At 70.8% G+C, this 16,082-nt stretch carries 15 protein-coding genes; 9 read left to right on the top strand and 6 right to left on the bottom strand.

The window, feature by feature from the left end; all coding sequences use genetic code 11:
• Positions 1-48: 48 nt before the first annotated feature.
• Positions 49-2,628 (bottom strand): bifunctional FO biosynthesis protein CofGH, encoded by a 2,580-nt coding sequence (locus ACIPEK_RS30220; RefSeq protein WP_402002364.1) that lies wholly within the window; start codon positions 2,626-2,628, stop codon positions 49-51.
• A 124-nt stretch (positions 2,629-2,752) separates the two neighbouring features.
• Here ACIPEK_RS30220 and ACIPEK_RS30215 point away from each other — a divergent pair, with 124 nt between their 5' ends.
• Complete coding sequence (locus ACIPEK_RS30215; RefSeq protein WP_402002497.1) at positions 2,753-3,418, top strand: HAD family hydrolase; 666 nt, start codon at positions 2,753-2,755, stop codon at positions 3,416-3,418.
• Positions 3,419-4,299: 881 nt separating this feature from the next.
• Here the strand turns inward: ACIPEK_RS30215 and ACIPEK_RS30210 are convergent.
• Positions 4,300-4,719, bottom strand: coding sequence for an ATP-binding protein (locus ACIPEK_RS30210; protein ID WP_402002361.1), 420 nt, complete (start codon positions 4,717-4,719; stop codon positions 4,300-4,302).
• Between the two features lie 134 nt (positions 4,720-4,853).
• On the opposite strand from ACIPEK_RS30210, the gene ACIPEK_RS30205 reads away from it, so the two are divergent.
• The 4 genes from ACIPEK_RS30205 (at position 4,854) to ACIPEK_RS30190 (ending at position 8,420) form a co-directional block, all read left to right on the top strand.
• A complete protein-coding gene (locus ACIPEK_RS30205; protein WP_402002358.1) occupies positions 4,854-5,720 on the top strand; it encodes a Scr1 family TA system antitoxin-like transcriptional regulator in 867 nt (288 codons plus the stop codon).
• On the top strand, positions 5,717-5,962 hold the full coding sequence (locus ACIPEK_RS30200; protein ID WP_402002356.1) for a DUF397 domain-containing protein: 246 nt from the start codon (positions 5,717-5,719) through the stop codon (positions 5,960-5,962). Before ACIPEK_RS30205 ends, ACIPEK_RS30200 begins: the two co-directional genes overlap by 4 nt.
• Before the next feature lie 185 nt (positions 5,963-6,147).
• Positions 6,148-7,332, top strand: a complete 1,185-nt coding sequence (locus ACIPEK_RS30195; RefSeq protein ID WP_402002353.1) for a hypothetical protein — start codon at positions 6,148-6,150, stop codon at positions 7,330-7,332.
• Positions 7,333-7,652: 320 nt separating this feature from the next.
• Positions 7,653-8,420: a CDP-alcohol phosphatidyltransferase family protein gene (locus ACIPEK_RS30190; RefSeq protein WP_402002350.1), complete on the top strand. Its 768-nt coding sequence runs from the start codon at positions 7,653-7,655 to the stop codon at positions 8,418-8,420.
• Between the two features lie 264 nt (positions 8,421-8,684).
• Here ACIPEK_RS30190 and ACIPEK_RS30185 read toward each other — a convergent pair whose 3' ends face one another.
• The gene (locus ACIPEK_RS30185) at positions 8,685-9,131 is read right to left on the bottom strand and encodes an anthrone oxygenase family protein (RefSeq protein ID WP_399851161.1); all 447 of its coding nucleotides are present in this window, start codon (positions 9,129-9,131) and stop codon (positions 8,685-8,687) included.
• 92 nt (positions 9,132-9,223) lie between these two features.
• On the opposite strand from ACIPEK_RS30185, the gene ACIPEK_RS30180 reads away from it, so the two are divergent.
• From ACIPEK_RS30180 to ACIPEK_RS30170, 3 genes are all read left to right on the top strand, one after another.
• On the top strand, positions 9,224-9,799 hold the full coding sequence (locus ACIPEK_RS30180; protein WP_402002347.1) for a TetR/AcrR family transcriptional regulator: 576 nt from the start codon (positions 9,224-9,226) through the stop codon (positions 9,797-9,799).
• Positions 9,800-9,905: 106 nt separating this feature from the next.
• Entirely contained in the window at positions 9,906-10,553 is a 648-nt protein-coding gene (locus ACIPEK_RS30175; protein ID WP_402002344.1) for an HAD family hydrolase, read from the top strand.
• Between the two features lie 97 nt (positions 10,554-10,650).
• Positions 10,651-11,439 carry a hypothetical protein gene (locus ACIPEK_RS30170; RefSeq protein WP_402002341.1) on the top strand — a complete coding sequence of 263 codons (789 nt, stop codon included), beginning with the start codon at positions 10,651-10,653 and terminating at the stop codon, positions 11,437-11,439.
• 169 nt (positions 11,440-11,608) lie between these two features.
• On the opposite strand, the gene ACIPEK_RS30165 is transcribed toward ACIPEK_RS30170, so the two are convergent.
• Positions 11,609-12,454, bottom strand: a complete 846-nt coding sequence (locus ACIPEK_RS30165; RefSeq protein ID WP_402002338.1) for an LLM class F420-dependent oxidoreductase — start codon at positions 12,452-12,454, stop codon at positions 11,609-11,611.
• Between the two features lie 217 nt (positions 12,455-12,671).
• Between ACIPEK_RS30165 and ACIPEK_RS30160 the strand changes: the two genes are divergently transcribed.
• Positions 12,672-14,162, top strand: coding sequence for a CehA/McbA family metallohydrolase (locus ACIPEK_RS30160; protein ID WP_402002494.1), 1,491 nt, complete (start codon positions 12,672-12,674; stop codon positions 14,160-14,162).
• A gap of 20 nt (positions 14,163-14,182) precedes the next feature.
• On the opposite strand, the gene ACIPEK_RS30155 is transcribed toward ACIPEK_RS30160, so the two are convergent.
• Both ACIPEK_RS30155 and ACIPEK_RS30150 read right to left on the bottom strand, forming a co-directional pair.
• Positions 14,183-15,274 (bottom strand): CU044_5270 family protein, encoded by a 1,092-nt coding sequence (locus ACIPEK_RS30155; RefSeq protein WP_402002335.1) that lies wholly within the window; start codon positions 15,272-15,274, stop codon positions 14,183-14,185.
• Complete coding sequence (locus ACIPEK_RS30150; RefSeq protein WP_402002332.1) at positions 15,271-15,942, bottom strand: RNA polymerase sigma factor; 672 nt, start codon at positions 15,940-15,942, stop codon at positions 15,271-15,273. Before ACIPEK_RS30150 ends, ACIPEK_RS30155 begins: the two co-directional genes overlap by 4 nt.
• Between the last annotated feature and the right edge of the window lie 140 nt (positions 15,943-16,082).

The following is a 16,082-nucleotide window of genomic DNA, read 5'->3' as shown; positions in this document are numbered from 1 at the left end:
CCTGCGCGCCAGGGCGTGGCCGCCCGGTCGGAGGCCACCCGACAGGCTCTAAGGCAGCACCGGCAGCAGCACCGGCAGGTGGCCGTCCGAGGCGGCGGCCGCCGCGACCCGCTCCTGCGGCACGTCCCCGTACAGCGTCGTACGCGGCTTCGCCGGCCGCCCGGCCAGCTCGGCGATGGCGACCAGGTCCTGGATGGAACGGTACGAGCCGTAACTGGATCCCGCCATCCGGGAGATGGTCTCCTCCATCAGCGTGCCGCCCAGGTCGTTGGCGCCCGAGCGCAGCATCTCGGCCGCGCCCTCCGTGCCGAGCTTCACCCAGCTGGTCTGGATGTTGGTGATGTGCGGGTGGAGCAGGAGCCGGGCCATGGCGGTGACGGCCCGGTTGTCGCGGTCGGTCGGGCCGGGGCGGGCGATGCCTGCCAGGTAGACCGGGGCGTTGGTGTGGATGAAGGGGAGGGTGACGAACTCCGTGAAGCCGCCGGTCTCCTGCTGAAGGTCTGCCAGGGTCCTCAGGTGGCCGAGCCAGTGGCGGGGCTGGTCGACGTGGCCGTACATCATCGTCGACGACGAGCGCAGGCCCACCTCGTGGGCGGTCCTGATGACCTCCAGCCAGGTCGCCGTGGGCAGCTTGCCCTTGGTGAGGACCCAGCGGACCTCGTCGTCCAGGATCTCGGCCGCCGTGCCGGGGATCGAACCGAGCCCGGCCTCCTGCGCGGCGATCAGCCAGTCGCGGATGGACATGCCGGTGCGGGTCGCCCCGTTGACGACCTCCATCGGGGAGAAGGCGTGCACATGCATGCCGGGTACGCGTTCCTTCACCGCCCGCGCGATGTCGAAGTACGCGGTGCCCGGCAGGTCCGGGTGGATGCCGCCCTGCATGCAGACCTCGACCGCGCCGACGTCCCACGCCTGCGCGGCCCGGTCGGCGACCTGGTCCAGGGAGAGGGTGTACGCGTCGGCGTCGGTGCGCCGCTGTGCGAAGGCGCAGAACCGGCAGCCGGTGTAGCAGACGTTGGTGAAGTTGATGTTCCTGGTGACGATGTACGTGACGTCGTCACCGACCACGTCACGGCGCAGGGTGTCCGCGATCCGGCACAGTTCGTCGAGCGCCGGGCCCTCCGCGTGGAGCAGGGCGAGCGCCTGGTCGTCGGTGAGTCTCGTCGGATCGTCGGCGGCCTGGCCGAGCGCCTGGCGTACGTCGGCGTCGATGCGGGACGGGACCATGCCGGGGGCCGCCGCCTCGCGCAGCGCCTCCCAGTCCCCGTACACCTCGTCGAAGTCCTCGCGACGGTCGCCGGTGCGGCCCTCGGTGTCGATGGTGCGGTGCAGATCGGTGCGGCCGGTGGCGCCGAACTCCTCGTCGGGCTCCTGCCAGGGCAGGCCGACGGGGATCGCACCCTCCTTCGCGAGGCCCGTCTCCGGGTCGGCGAGGGCGCGGACGTGCGGGAGGAGGCGGGGGTCGAGCCAGGGCTCGCCGCGCTGGATGAACTCCGGGTAGATGGTGAGTCGCTCGCAAAGCGCGAAGCCCGACTCGGCGGTCTTCGCGGCCAGTTCGTCGATGTGGGGCCAGGGGCGTTCGGGGTTCACATGGTCGGGGGTGAGCGGGGAGACGCCGCCCCAGTCGTCGATGCCCGCGCCGATGAGCAGCGCGTACTCGGCGTCGACGAGGTTCGGCGGGGCCTGGATGCGGGTGGACGGGCCGAGGATGTGCCGGGCGACGGCGATGGCCGCGGCCAGTTCCTCCAGCTCGGCGTCCGGCATGCCGCGCATCGCGGTGTCCGGCTTGGCGCGGAAGTTCTGGACGATGACTTCCTGGATGCCGTGGTAGGCGCGGGCGGTCTTGCGCAGCTCGAAGAGGGAGTCGGCGCGCTCCTCGTACGATTCGCCGATCCCGATCAGGATGCCGGTCGTGAACGGGACGTTGGAGCGGCCCGCGTCTTCGAGGACGCGCAGGCGCACGGCGGGTTCCTTGTCCGGGGAGCCGTGGTGCGGGCCGCCCGGTTCGGACCACAGGCGGGTGGCGGTCGTCTCCAGCATCATGCCCATGGAGGGGGCGACGGGCTTGAGCCGCTGGAGGTCGGTCCAGGTCAGCACGCCCGGGTTGAGGTGCGGGAGGAGGCCGGTCTCCTCCAGGACACGGATCGCCATGGCGCGTACGTACGCGAGGGTGTCGTCGTACCCCTCGGCCTCCAGCCACTCCCGTGCCTCGGGCCAGCGGTCCTCGGGCCGGTCGCCGAGCGTGAACAGCGCTTCCTTGCAGCCCATGGCCGCGCCCTTGCGGGCGATGTCCAGCACCTCGTCGGGCGACAGGAACATCCCGTGGCCCTCGCGCCGGAGCTTGCCGGGGACGGTGACGAAGGTGCAGTAGTGGCACTTGTCGCGGCAGAGCCGGGTCAGCGGGATGAAGACCTTGCGGGAGTACGTGATGACACCGGGCCGGCCGGCGGCTTCGAGGCCGGCGTCGCGCACCCGGGCGGCCGAGGCGGCGAGATCCGTCAGATCGTCACCTCGCGCCTGGAGCAGAACGGCGGCCTCGGTCACATCGAGAGCGACACCGTCGCGGGCCCGCTTGAGGGCGCGCCGCATGGAGTTGGTGGTCGGACGTCCGCGCTGAGGATCGGTCATGGAGCGAGCATACGAGCGAGGCGCGCGCCCCGGACCAGGGACTCCGTGGGACCGGCGGGGCCGAAGGCGCGACCCTGGCGCCTGGGCCGCTGGAGCGGTCGGGGGCCGTAGGGTCGGGACGGTGATGGAAACGATCGTCTTCGACATCGGCGAAACACTCGTACGCGACGACCGCCACTGGGCGTCCTGGGCGAACTGGCTCGGAGTTCCGCCGCACACGCTCAGTGCGTTGGTCGGCGCGGCGGTCACCCAGGGCCGCGACAGCGCCGACGCGCTGCGCATCCTGCGCCCCGGCATGGACGTCAGAGAGGCGTACCTGGCGCGTGCGGCGGCCGGACGCGGCGAGCATCTCGACGAGACGGACCTCTACCCCGATGTCCGCCCCGCCCTCGCGAAGCTGCGCGCGCTGGGGGTGCGGGTGGTGGTGGCGGGCGACCGGACGGTACGGGCCGGGGAGCTGCTGCGGGCCCTGGACCTGCCCGCGGACCTGGTCGTCACCTCGGACGAGTGGGGCGTGACCAAGCCGGACCCGGCGTTCTTCGCACGCGTACTGGAGGTGTCGGGGGCCGCCCCGGAGCGCACCTTGTACGTGGGCGACCACCCGGCCGACGACCTGTTCCCGGCCAAGTCCTCCGGCCTGCGCGCGGCGCATCTGCGCCGCGGTGCGTACGGGCACTGGTGGGCGGACCATCCGGACGTGGTGGAGACGGCGGACTGGCGCATCGACGCGCTGACGGAACTCCCGGCACTGGTGGCCGAGGACCGCGACTCCACCCCGTCGGGCGATTGAGGACGGGACCGTCGTCCGCGTGAGCGGACATCATTCGTGACACAGCCACCGGCCGCGCCGCGTCCGCGTCCTGGGCCGCGCCACCCCGCCCGTATCCGCGCGGCCCGATAATCGCTGGATCCGGCTCGGGCGCATTGTTACGGTCACCTCGACCACGGTGTCGACCGTCGCCGAACCATGGGCGCCTGCCCTGGAAAGAAGTTGATGTATGCCCCGGCCAGTAGTTCCGAGCTTCCCTCGTCGCGCCTCCAACCGCGCAGGGGCAACCGGAGCTGCGTGCATGCGCACGCCCGCGGCATCGCGCTGACCCGCGTTCCCTGACCGGTACGCATTTCCGCCTCGTCAGTACGTGATCCCCGGCTGACGTCTCATGCCTCTGAGGCCCATGCCCCCGAGGGCTGCTCGGTACTTCCCTGCTGCATTGCTCATCCTCTTCGGCAAGGAGAAAACCGGGTGTCCACCGACAACCCCCAGAACCGTTCGACCAAGTCCTCCGCCAACGGCGCCGGCGCCTGTCTGAGGACCGACACCTTCACGTGCCTGTGGTGCGGGCTGACCGTCGCCACGCAACTCTCACCCCGCCTGCAGCCGCGCAGCTCGGGCATGGTCGAGAACGAACGTGACATGTGGGGGGTGTGGTGTCACGTTGTGCGGACCGGGTGGTGCCTGACTTGCGGCGAGCTCAGCACCAACCGCACCACGGGGGACGACAACACCCTCGCCCTGTTGCGGATGGCGGTACGCCCGCCGGCACCGGGGGACCGATACCGTCGCCCGCTCGACACAAGATGCAACACGTCGGACGCTATCGAGTGCTGTACGAGACCGCAGAGGCCCAGGTCACCCTTATCGTGCTTCGCCTCGGCCGCGTCGGCTGACCGTCACGGGGTCGTGGCCAACTCGGCCCAGACCGTCTTGCCCACGCCCCGGTCCTTCACGCCCCACGACGCCGCCAGCGCCTCGACCAGACGCAGGCCGTATCCCGATTCCGCGCCGGGCCGGAGCGGCTGAGGCTCCGGCCCCCGCTCTCCCCGCGCGTCCGACACCTCGATACGGAGCGTGCCCGCGAGGGCGACGAGCCTCAGTTCGAAGTCCCGCCCCGCTACGAGCCCGTGCAGCACCGCGTTGGCCGCCAGCTCGGACACGATCACGGCGGCATCGTCGGAGAGCTCGCTCCCGTACGGCACACCCCACTCGTCGAGTTGATGCACAGCGAGCCGACGGGCGAGCCGCGCGCCTCGGCGGGTGGCGCTGAACCGCTGGACGAACTCGGCGCCCACAAGGGTGATTTCGGCGTTCATGTGACTCAGCGTGTCCGGTTCCTCGTACGCTGACCAGGAGTGACACCACGACTCCGAGGAGCTGTACGGGCACGCCCGGTCGGCTGTACGGGGCGTCGGCCGTGACCGGGCGGACAGAGAGCGGTGCGGAGTAGATGGCGAACGCGGAACGTGAGGAACGACCGGAGCGACCGGCCGAGTCGGACGGGACGGCGCACCTGTTCAGGGCGCTGGGCAAACAGATCAAGGTGCTGCGCGAACGCGCGGGCCTGAGCCAGAGGGATCTGGGGCTCGCTGCGCATTGCGGGGAGGACCTGATCTCCGCGATGGAGCGGGGCGTGCGGACGCCGCAGCCGGATTTCCTGGGGCGTGCCGACACGTTGCTGAACGCGGGAGGCGTGCTGGCGGCGGCGGTCGATGAGGTGCGGGAGGCGTTGTCGCGGACACGGACGCGGCACCCGGACTGGTTCCGGGACTTCGCACGGGTGGAAGCCGATTCCGTGGCGCTCCACGAGTACAGCAACCAGGCAATTCCCGGTTTGCTCCAGACAGAGGAATACGCGCGAGCAGTATTCACGAAGCGCCGACCCCTGCTGGACGAGCAGACGGTAGAGAAACGGGTCGCGGATCGACTCGCCCGTCAGCAGATCTTCGAACGCTGGCCCGCACCGACCTTCAGTTTCGTAGTGGAGGAGGCGGTTCTTCAACGCCCACTCGGCGGACGCACCGTCCACATCGGCCAACTGCATAGGCTGAGCCAGATCGGCCGAATGCGAACGGTAGAACTTCAGGTGATCCCGATCGATCGAGACGAACATCCCTCGATGGATGGGCCATTCACCCTCCTCACCCCCAAGGGCCGTAGCGAGGCTGCGTACACGGAGATCCAGGGCCATGCTCGCCTCATCACCGATCCGGACGAGGTCCGCCTGTTCAACGAACGCTATGGGATCATGCGGGCGCAGGCTCTCACGCCCAGGGAGTCCCTGACGCTGATCGAGAAGATGCTGGGAGAGCGATGAACACCGAGCAACTGCACTGGTTCAAGAGCAGCTACAGCGGCGGCGAGGGTGGAACCTGCGTCGAGGTCGCCTACGACTGGCGCAAGTCCAGTTACAGCACCGGAGAAGGCGGCAATTGCATCGAAATCGCCACCTGCCCCACCACCATCCACATCCGCGACTCCAAGGTCGCCCAGGGCCCGCACCTCGATGTGTCCCCCGCCACCTGGTCGGCGTTCGTCGCATACGCGCAGCTGGGGTAGTCCGCCCTGGGGAAGGCCAGGGAGACGTTGTGGCCGTCGAAGCCGAACAAACCGGCGATCCCGGCGGCCCAATTCCCCCGACGGTGCAAGCCCATGCACGACCGTGATCCCCGCGTGATCACCACCCCGTAACCTCCCATCGGCCAGGGGATTTGCGGGGTACGCGATCAAGGCGGGGGCAGGACATGACATACCGGCGCGCAGCGATACCGGCACTGGCCGGAGGACTACTGCTCACGGCGCTCCTGTGGTGGGCGGGGGCGAGCGTGAACGCGCTGCACCTGCCGGGCACCGCCGACGTGATCGGCGGCCGGGCAGCCGCCGATCTCGAATACTGGCTCACTCCCTGGTCGTACGATCCCCCGGACTCGGTCCGGCTCGGCGCCGAGGTGTCCGGCGGGATCGGGGACACAGCCGTGACCGACGGCAGCCGCTACCTCTCGCTGTACGCGACCGGGATGCAGATCAGGTTTGTCGCGGTCTTCGCCTTCTTCGTACCCGGGGCGCTGCTCCTGGTACGCAGGCTGCCGCCGGTACGCGGCCGAATCGTGGCCGCGCTGCTCGCGGTGTGGGCCTGGGGCCTGGTGGCCGGGACCCTGGCGGTGACCGTCTCCGCGCCGTGGCTGATCGCCGCGCGGGGGCGCGGCAGTTACCGCTTCCTGCCCCAGTTGGCGGGGGTGATCTCCTCCGGGCGGCAGATCCTGACGTTGATCGCGCTCGTCGCGGCGGCGGCCACCGTGCTCGCGGCGTGGGTCACCGCCAAGGGTGCCGGTGTGCTGCCACGGCAGAACGTTCCGGCACGCGCCGCCCGCCTGGCCGCCACCTCCGGGACCTTCGTCGTCGCGTTGTCCTTGGTGGTTCTCTCGTACCAGCCGGTCGCCGCGACCCTCCAGAGCGTCCCCCTGTCCGGTCGGCTGCTCTCCGAACCGGGCGATCTCCTGCGCCAGTGGCTGCTGCTCGGGGCCTGGGCGGGCCCGGCGGGCACGCCGGTCGGCGACTGGCTCCTGTACCGCGTCCCCGATGTACTGCTGCTCGCCGTGGTGTGGTGGTCGCTGCGGTGGCTGCCCGCACTGCTGACCCGGGCCACTGTTCCGGCGATGGCGGTCGGCACGGTCTGTGCGACCGTTATCGGGCTGCTGGCGAGTCAGTTGCTGCATCTCGTGACGATCGCGTCGGACTCGGGCATGCGCTGGGGGCTCGTATACCTGTCAGCCGGCATCGGTGGCGGCGTCCCGGCCGCCCTGACCTGCGGTCTGGTGGCGGGCGTCGCGGCTGTCGTGACACTGCGGTTGACCGCAGGCCGCACGGAGACCACCGACGCCATGGCCCCCGCCCCGCCTGCCGCACTGCCGGACCAGCCCGCGTCATGATGTCGCCCGGTCCGCCTTCGTGGCCGGTGTACGGGCAGCAGGTCCGAGTTCCCGCCGGTACTGCACCGGATCGCGGCACCCCCGACTCGGTGCAGTACGACGCGGCCGGCCGCCACTCGGCGGGCCCGGACGTATATAGCTAGCCTTCAAGGCTTCGGAAGAACTGCGACCGCTGCGACCGCGCCTTCCGCTCCCCCACCCCGGGCAACTGCCACGACCGCACAGCCGACGAACCGCACCTCCTGTCGGCCTGAACAAGTGCGGTCTCTACCCTGTGGTGATCACTGCTGGGCCACGGGACAGGTGGGTGAGGGAACGTCATGACGAGTGCTCCGGCGTTGGCAGAACTGCGTGAGGTCTGTCAGCCGAACGCGAAGCTTCAGAGCCGTAACGGGGAGCACTGGGCGGGCCGCCTGTACATGCGGCGGATCTCCCTGCGGACCACCCGGCAGCTGGTGCGTACGCGCGTGACGCCCGATCAGCTCACCTGGACCATGGTGGTGTGCGGCGTGGCCTCCGGTTTCGCACTCCTCATACCCGGCCTGGCAGGAGCCCTGCTCGCGGCGGTGCTCTTCCAACTGTTCCTGCTCTTCGACTGCGTGGACGGCGAAGTCGCCCGCTGGAAGGGGCAGAACAGCGCGACGGGCATCTACGTCGACCGACTCGGGGCCTACCTGGCGGACGCGGCGCTCATGATCGGGGCCGGGTTCCGGGCGGCGCGCGGCGCTTCGGACCTCTGGGTGTCGGCGGGGCTCGCGGCGGCGCTCGGAATCGTCCTGCTGAAGGCGTCCACGGATCTGGTGGATGTCGCGCGCTACCGCCGCGGTCTGCCGCTCGCCGACGACGAGGCGACCCGGCCCCGGTCGGCGGGGCTGGCCTCGGCTCGGCGTCTGGCCTCGGCCTTCAAGATCCATCGGATCACCAACGGCATCGAGGCGTCCCTCGTCCTGCTGGCGGTTGCCGTGGTCGACCTGTTCATGGGCAGCATCGAGGCGACCCGGATGACGGTGCTGGCCATCGCGGTCATCACCTGGGTCATGGTCGTGGCCCACCTGGCCTCGATCCTGTCCTCCTCACGCCTTCGCTGAGGCCCGCCCGCCCCACCCCCCTGCTGGATTGCCGCGGCAGGGCAGTCCAGCAAACTCTGTGCCCCGGTGGGCCCCACGCCCCTGAGAGGGGCAGCCGGTGGCCTCCCTCGGCGCCCGCGCCCCGTACCCGCGCCCCGAACGACAACGTCGGTCTCCAGGACCACAACCGGGTCTTGGAGACCGACGTCGCGCCAGGCCCCGAATTCGCCAACAACGTCCTGCCTGAGGGCGGGACCGGCAGTCGTGCTCCCGGAGACGACGCCCCTAGACGAGGGCCACGGCGAACAGCGTGAAGGCGAGCACGATGACTCCCACGCGGACGTAGTGGAACCGGTCCCAACGCCCCACCTGCTGCTTCCAGTCCGCGGGCACGCCTTCCTGTGACCAGGTCGCGACGCGTGAGTTGATCGGCACGAGCAGCAGGATCGACATCACCACGCTCACCACGAGCAGCACTGCGCCCGCGGCGACGAGCGACGCGCCCGCGTCGCCCCACGTCAGCGTCGACCACACCGCGCCGAGAACGACCGAGCCGATGTACCAGAACGGCATCACCCGGCCCAGGACACGCGCCCCGTCGCTGCGGGCTTCGACCCCGCCGTCGTTCGGAAGCCGGTCGAGGATCGGGTTCACGAACACCGCCACCGCGAACTCCACGCCCACCATCAGCCCGACCACAACGACCGTGACGACGGCCAGTACGTCCTGCATGACCCCTCCAAAGGCTGACCTAGCGGCGCTAGGTTCTGACGCAATGCTAGACATGTCATCGCTCTATTGTCTAGCGGTGCTAGCATCGAGTCATGTCAGTACACGAACGCAAGGAACGTGAGCGGGCCAACCGCCACAGGCTGATCGTCTCCACGGCCCGCGAACTCGCCGAGGCCCACGGCTGGGACGCCGTCACCACGCGCCGGCTCGCCGAGCGGATCGAGTACAGCCAGCCCGTGCTCTACAGCCACTTCCGGGGCAAGAACGAGATCGTGGCAGCGGTCGCGCTGGAGGGGTTCGCCGAGCTGACGACCGCGCTGCGCGCCGCGGTGCCGGAGGGGCCCGCCGACCGGGAGGCGGTGGCCGCACTGGCCCGCGCCTACACCGACTTCGCCGCGCGCAACCACGCCCTGTACGACGCGATGTTCAGCCTCGACAACGGCCTCCCCTTCGCCGACGACGCCACGCCCGCTCCACTGCGCGAGGCGTTCCAGGCCCTGCTGGACCCGCTCGTCGACCACGCACACCCCGATGAACCGGGCTTGTTCGTCGAGACGTTCTGGGCCGCGCTGCACGGACTGGTCACCCTCACCCGCGCCGGACGCCTGCCCGCCGACCGGGTCCCCGACCGCCTCACGCTCCTGGTCGACCGCTTCGTCCCCCGCTAGGGTCCGCTCCGGCCCGGCTCGCCGCCTGTCCTCCGGATCACCGCGTCCGGGCCGCCGGGCCGTTCTCCCGCCTCCGTTGAAGTACGGGTTTCCTTATCCTGGCCGGATGACCACTCCTCCTGAACTCGTCATATTCGACTGCGACGGCGTACTCGTCGACAGCGAGCGCATCGCCGTGCGCATCCAGGTCGAAGTGGGCGCCGAACTGGGGTGGTCGCTGACGGCGGAAGAGGTCATCGAGAAGTTCGTGGGCCGGTCGAACAAGTCCATCGGTGCGCTGGTCGAGGCCCACCTGCCCGGCAAGTCCGCCGTCTGGCAGCAGCGCTTCGAGGACCTCCACCGTGCCGCCGTGGACTGCGAACTCGTCGCGGTCGACGGCATCCACGAGGCGCTGGCCGCCCTCGCGCTGCCCACCTGTGTGGCATCGAGCGGCAGCCACGAGAAGATGCGCCACACGCTCGGCCACACCGGGCTCCACTCCCACTTCGAGGGCCGCATCTTCAGTGCGAGCGAGGTCGCGAACGGCAAGCCCGCCCCCGATCTCTTCCTCCACGCGGCTCGACAGATGGGCGTCGAGCCCGCAGCCTGCGTCGTCGTCGAAGACAGCAAGTACGGCGTGCAGGCCGCCCGTTCGGCCGGAATGCGGTCACTCGGCTACGCAGGCGGCCTGACCCCGGCGCACTGGCTGGAGGGCCCGGACACGGTGGTCTTCGACGACATGCGCAAACTGCCGGTGCTCTTGTCGGAGATCTGACGGCCGGCCACCTCAAGCCCTTTACGCGTAGGGCGGCTCGGGATGGTCGCTACCCTGTTCTCCCCCTGCCACGAGGCGGGGAGAACAGGGGTGGGACATGCGCAGAAGAATGGCTGCGGCCTCGGTGGTGGCGGCAGTGGCTGCCACCGGGATCGTGGTGGCGCCGGCCGCTCACGCGGAGGGGCGGGGTGACATCCGGGTCACCAAGACCGTCGTGAACGGTGGCAGCAATGTGGTCGTCGGGGTCAAGAACGCCAAGCGTTTCCTGATCACCATGACGATCAAGGACAACTCGGGGGTGAAGGGGGTCACCTATGTGTCCGCGTACAACGCGACCCATGGTTACGAGCCGGTCGACCACCTCGGCACGACGTGCAAGAAGGTCAGCACGACGACGTCCGTGTGCACCGCGACGATACAGATCGACCCCACGTGGATCGACTCGTACGGAAGCGGCAACGAGGGCTGGGACGCCAACGCAGTCGCGGGGAACTGGCAGGTCGACGCTACGGTCCAGGCCAATGACCGCGACTACTGGATCTCCGACCGCATCGCCTCGTTCAAGGTGAAGCGCGCCGCGACCCTGACCACGGACGCCACGCCCGAGCCGGTCAGGAAGGGGGGCACGCTGACCGTCACCGGAAAGCTGTCGCGGGCCAACTGGACGGACCTCAAGTACCACGCGTACACCAAGCAGGTGGTGAAGCTGCAGTACAAGAAGCCCGGCGGCGCGTACAGCACCGTGAAGACGGCGACCACGGACAGCAAGGGCCACCTCCGCACGACGGTGAAGGCCACCGCTTCGGGCAGCTGGCGCTGGGCGTTCCTCGGTACGACCACGACCACGAAGGTCGTCTCCACCGGCGACGCCGTCACGGTGAAGTGACCTCGCGGCGGGCCGGATAACGGCCTGCCGACGGGTCACCGTTCCTCGTGCACCGGCCGCTGCCGTCCGAGGAATCGCTCGCGGGCGGCCGTCCGGCCGGGCCGCCCGGGCCACGAGCGGGCCGGCCCGAGCGGCCCGCGCCCGCTCTGCCGCGTCACCCCGGACACGGCTACAGATACTCCGCGTACGCGTCCAGCACCCGCAGTACTTCCGCCGCTCCGGCCGGAGGCAGTTGCAGGACGATCTCCTCGAAGCCCAGGTCCGCGTAGTGCGCCAGCTTCCCCGGGCTCGGGAGCACCGCGTAGGGGACCACCTGGAGCTGCTTCGGGTCGCGGCCGGCCGATTCCCAGGCCTCGCGCAGCTTCGGTACGGACTCCGTCAGGCCGCGGCCGCCGATCGGGAGCCAGCCGTCGGCGTACTGGGCGATGTGCGCGAACAGCTTCGGGCCTGCCGCGCCGCCGATCAGGGTGCGGGGGCCGTTCACCGGGCCGCGGGGCACCTGGACCGGCTTCGGGTACGCGTGGCTGGCGCGGACCGAGCCGAACTCGCCGTCGTACGCCGTCGGTTCGTCCGACCACAGGGCACGCATCAGGGCCATGCGGTCGCGGACGAGGTCCCGGCGCGTCGACCAGTCCACGCCGTGGTCCGCGGCTTCCTCGATGTTCCAGCCGTAGCCGAGGCCCAGCGTGAAGCGGCCACCGGAGAGGTGGTCGAGGGTGGCGATCTGCTTCGCCAGGTCGATCGGGTCGTGCTGGGCGACGAGCGTGATGCCGGTGCCGAGGGCGAGGCGTTCGGTGACCGCGGCGGCCTGGGCGAGGGCGACGAAGGGGTCGAGGGTGCGGCCGTACTCGGGCGGGAGTTCGCCGCCCGCCGGGTAGGGGGTGTCCCTGCTCACCGGGATGTGGGTGTGCTCGGGCAGGTAGAGCCCGGCGAACCCGCGCTGTTCGAGCTCGCGGGCGAGCCGCAGCGGCGTGATCGTCTCATCGGTGAGGAAGATCGTTGTGGCGATCCGCATATGAGGAAACCTCCGTCGTGATCCGCTGAGGGCCTCAACGTATGCCGTGCGGTGCGCAAAAGCCGAGTGTCCGGGAGTTCGGTCCCCGGTCGTGCCTCCCGCCGTTTCCCCGGAGTTCATGGCTCCCGGCCAGGGTCGGGTATGTCACCCCTCGCCAGTCACGACACCCCGGGGAGCCACTCGTATGTCCGCATCGCAATCCGCCCACGGCCGCCCGATGGCCAGGCGCGGCCTTCTCGTCGGTACGGCCGCCACCGCTCTGACGTTGGGCACTGTGAGCTTCGCCGACGCCGCGACCGGGGACGACGCCCCGGACCGGACCAGGACCGTGCGCGGCACCCTGCCGACCGGGTCGCCCGACTATGTGTACCTGCCGGTCGACGTACCGCGCGGGGTACGGGAGATCGCCGTCTCGTACACGTACGAGAAGACGCCCGTCCCCGCCGGGACCCAGGGCAACGCCCTCGACATCGGCATCTTCGACGAGCGCGGCACGGAGCTGGGCGGGCGCGGGTTCCGGGGCTGGTCCGGCGGGGCGCGCAGCAGCTTCTTCATCCGGGCGGACGAGGCGACGCCCGGCTATGTCGCGGGGCCGGTACGGGCCGGGACCTGGAACATCGCCCTCGGGCCGTACACCGTCGCCCCGGAAGGGCTCCCGTACGAGGTGACGATCACCCTGCGCTTCGGGCCCACCGGGTCCACGCCGAAGCCCGTGTACCCGCCGGAGCGGGCGAAGGGGCGCGGGCGCGCCTGGTACCGCGGGGACTGCCATCTCCACTCCGTCCACTCGGACGGCAAGCGCACCCCGGCCGAGATCGCCGCCGCCGCTCGCGCGGCCGGGCTCGACTTCATCAACAGCAGCGAGCACAACACGTACTCCGCGCACAGCGCGTGGGACGGGCTGTGGGGTGACGATCTGCTCGTCCTCACGGGCGAGGAGGTCACCACCCGCAACGGGCATGTGATCGCGCTCGCCACCGACCCCGGCACGTTCGTCGACTGGCGCTACCGGGCCCGCGACAACCGGTTCGGGCACTATGCGAAGGCCGTGCGCCGGGCCGGTGGTCTGGTCGTGCCCGCTCATCCGCACGCCACCTGCATCGGCTGCCACTGGAAGTTCGGCTTCGGCGAGGCGGACGCGGTGGAGGTGTGGAACGGGGCGTACACCCCGGAGGACGAGATCGCCCTCGCCGAGTGGGACAACTCCCTTGTGGCGGCGGTCCGTACGTCGAAGCCATGGGTCGCGGCAATGGGCAACAGCGACGCGCACCGGGAGCCGGACAAGGTGGGGCTGCCGCAGACAGTCGTCCTCGCCGACGAGCTGTCGCGCGAGGCGATCACGGCCGGAATCCGGGCCGGGCACTCCTACATCGCCGAGTCGTCCGCCGTCACCCTGTCCTTCGGGGCCTCGGGCGGGCGCGGCCTGCACGCGGGGATCGGTGAACGGCTGCGGGTGGACGGGGACGACACCCCGGTCACCGTACGGCTGGAGGTGACCGGGGCACCCGGCTGCACCGCGCGCTTCGTCACCGACCAGGGCACGCTGTTCACGGCCACGCTGCCGGAGTCGGGGACGGGGGTGGTGGAGTGGCGTACGACGCCGGTGTACGCCGCCTATGTGCGGGCCGAGGTCCGGCACCCGGCGACGGTGCCGGGGCTGCCGGGGGCACTGGCGGCGCTCACCAATCCGGTGTTCCTGGAGGGTTAGGGGCAGCGTACGACTGCGCGCTACGCCGTCGTCGGCGCGGGAGTCTCGCCGGCGCGGTCGACTGCGGCCCTGGTGAGGACCGCGGAGGTGCCGACCACGGTCCCGGCCGGGCCGGCGTCGCCGGCTTCGGTGAGGACCGTGCGTTCGCCGAGGAATGCGTACGTGGTCCGGTCGAAGACCCACTGCGTTTGCTGCCCGTGTGCCGTACGGGCGACGGCGACGCCTTCGCGCCCCGTGGCGTCGGCGGCCTCATGGATCACCGTGACGCCGGGGATCTTCGCGGCGGCCTTGTAGAGCGCGGCGCTGACCTGCGGTGGTGCCCAGGTCTCGGCCAGCAGGTCGCCGATCGCGGTGAATGCTCGCTGGTCCGGGTCCTGGCCCTGCCCGCGGGTCTCATTCCGGATCAGCCTCAGCAGGGCGTCGGGGTCGGTGGGCAGCGACGCGACGTACTCGTGGGTCGGGTCGCTGATCGACGGGCCCTTCTTGTGCAGGGTGCTCGGCCTGGGTGTCGCCCCCGGGCCGTCGAGGTGGTAGACGGGTGCGTCGTCGCCGAGCCGGCTGTCGGGCTCGCCCTCCTCGCGCAGCAGGCCGGGGCGGCTGCCGTCGGCGGACGACCACACCTGCCGCGTGTGCGCGGGAGCCATGGTCACGGGGCCTCCTGCGGCGCTCTGCCCGGCGTAGGCGACCTTGCTCTCGATGTAGAGGAACTGGTCGGCGCGGACCGCCGGTTGCTTCGTCCCGGCGGCGGCGAGTGCGATGCGTTCGAGGAGCTGTGTCGCCTCGGGTGCGCCGGTGGCGCTGCCGTCCTTGACCGCGGTGGTTCCGTGCCCGGGGGTGTCCGCGAGGTTCACCACCATGACGCCGCCGACCGCCAAGGCGCAGGCGACAGCCGGCGCCACGAACCGGACCGGACGCCGGCGCGGGCGTGAGGCCGGGGCGGTGAAGTCGGGCGATCCGGCAACGACGGCCTTGCGCAGCAGTGCCTCCTTCAGCAGCAGTTCACGGTCGGGGCCCAGGCCGGGGACCGGTGGCGGGGGCAGCAGGTCGGTGAGGGCGTGGCGTTCGGTCTCCTCGGACCGGTGGTGCGCAGAGCGTCGCGGGGTGGTGTTCATCCGTGGTTCTCCTGGGTCAACGACCGGGCCGCGGGGAAGCGGCCCGGTACTGGCTTGTCGGGGGTGGCGGAGGGTTCCCGGTTTTCCGCCGCGGGGGGCCGTTCGGCTCCGGCCCGCGTGGCTTGCGAGCGTGGGACGCGGACTTCGGCGTCGGTGAGTTCGCGCAGCCGGGTACGGGCGCGGGACAGGCGTGAGCGGACGGTGCCGACCGGCACGCCGAGTGCCGCGGCCGCGGCCGCGTAGTCCAGGCCGGCCCACACCACAAGGGTGAAGACCTCCCGGTCGCGCCGTCGCAGGCGGGCGAGTGCGGTGTGCGCGGCGCGCAGTTGCTCGGCATCCGCGAGGTGCGTGACGAGATCGTCGGTGAAGTCCGGAATGGAGCCGCGTTCCGGGACGCGGGCGAGCGCGATCTCGCGGCGTCGGCGTGCGCGTGCGTTGCGTCGCATGATGTTGGTGGCGATTCCCAGCAGCCATGGGCGCAGGCTGTCCCCGTCGGGGTGCAGCTTCTCCCGGCTGCGCCATGCCTCCAGGAAGGTCGCCGAGGCGACGTCCTCGGCCTCCGCCCAGTCGCCCGTCACCCGCAGCGCATAGCGGTACAGCACCTGGGCGTGCTCGTCGTACAGCTCCCCCAGGGCGTCGCGGTCTCCGCGGCGGAAGCGATTCCTCATGAGTGTTTCCACACTCTGCTCTGCCGCGTCCGTTGCGCCGGTTCCGGTGACGTGCGCCACATATGCCGCCCGGGGCCGCGACTCCATGCGCGGTGTGACGCGGCTCACGGGAACGCCGGCGCCCGGCAGCGCAGTGCACG

The sequence above is a fragment of the Streptomyces sp. NPDC088246 genome, assembly GCF_044741025.1.
GTDB lineage: Bacteria > Actinomycetota > Actinomycetes > Streptomycetales > Streptomycetaceae > Streptomyces.
Note: the sequence above shows the minus strand (reverse complement) of the source record. Positions and strands in the feature narration are given on the sequence as shown.

Excerpts from the sequence above, each read along its gene's own strand:
- ACIPEK_RS30195 (WP_402002353.1), top strand. The coding sequence starts at position 6,148 with ATGACATACCGGCGCGCAGCGATACCGGCACTGGCCGGAGGACTACTG.
- ACIPEK_RS30150 (WP_402002332.1), bottom strand. The coding sequence starts at position 15,942 with ATGAGGAATCGCTTCCGCCGCGGAGACCGCGACGCCCTGGGGGAGCTG.
- ACIPEK_RS30190 (WP_402002350.1), top strand. The coding sequence starts at position 7,653 with ATGACGAGTGCTCCGGCGTTGGCAGAACTGCGTGAGGTCTGTCAGCCG.
- ACIPEK_RS30185 (WP_399851161.1), bottom strand. The coding sequence starts at position 9,131 with ATGCAGGACGTACTGGCCGTCGTCACGGTCGTTGTGGTCGGGCTGATG.
- ACIPEK_RS30215 (WP_402002497.1), top strand. The coding sequence starts at position 2,753 with ATGGAAACGATCGTCTTCGACATCGGCGAAACACTCGTACGCGACGAC.
- ACIPEK_RS30205 (WP_402002358.1), top strand. The coding sequence starts at position 4,854 with ATGGCGAACGCGGAACGTGAGGAACGACCGGAGCGACCGGCCGAGTCG.
- ACIPEK_RS30175 (WP_402002344.1), top strand. The coding sequence starts at position 9,906 with ATGACCACTCCTCCTGAACTCGTCATATTCGACTGCGACGGCGTACTC.
- ACIPEK_RS30155 (WP_402002335.1), bottom strand. The coding sequence starts at position 15,274 with ATGAACACCACCCCGCGACGCTCTGCGCACCACCGGTCCGAGGAGACC.
- ACIPEK_RS30200 (WP_402002356.1), top strand. The coding sequence starts at position 5,717 with ATGAACACCGAGCAACTGCACTGGTTCAAGAGCAGCTACAGCGGCGGC.
- ACIPEK_RS30220 (WP_402002364.1), bottom strand. The coding sequence starts at position 2,628 with ATGACCGATCCTCAGCGCGGACGTCCGACCACCAACTCCATGCGGCGC.
- ACIPEK_RS30170 (WP_402002341.1), top strand. The coding sequence starts at position 10,651 with ATGCGCAGAAGAATGGCTGCGGCCTCGGTGGTGGCGGCAGTGGCTGCC.
- ACIPEK_RS30180 (WP_402002347.1), top strand. The coding sequence starts at position 9,224 with ATGTCAGTACACGAACGCAAGGAACGTGAGCGGGCCAACCGCCACAGG.
- ACIPEK_RS30160 (WP_402002494.1), top strand. The coding sequence starts at position 12,672 with ATGGCCAGGCGCGGCCTTCTCGTCGGTACGGCCGCCACCGCTCTGACG.
- ACIPEK_RS30165 (WP_402002338.1), bottom strand. The coding sequence starts at position 12,454 with ATGCGGATCGCCACAACGATCTTCCTCACCGATGAGACGATCACGCCG.
- ACIPEK_RS30210 (WP_402002361.1), bottom strand. The coding sequence starts at position 4,719 with ATGAACGCCGAAATCACCCTTGTGGGCGCCGAGTTCGTCCAGCGGTTC.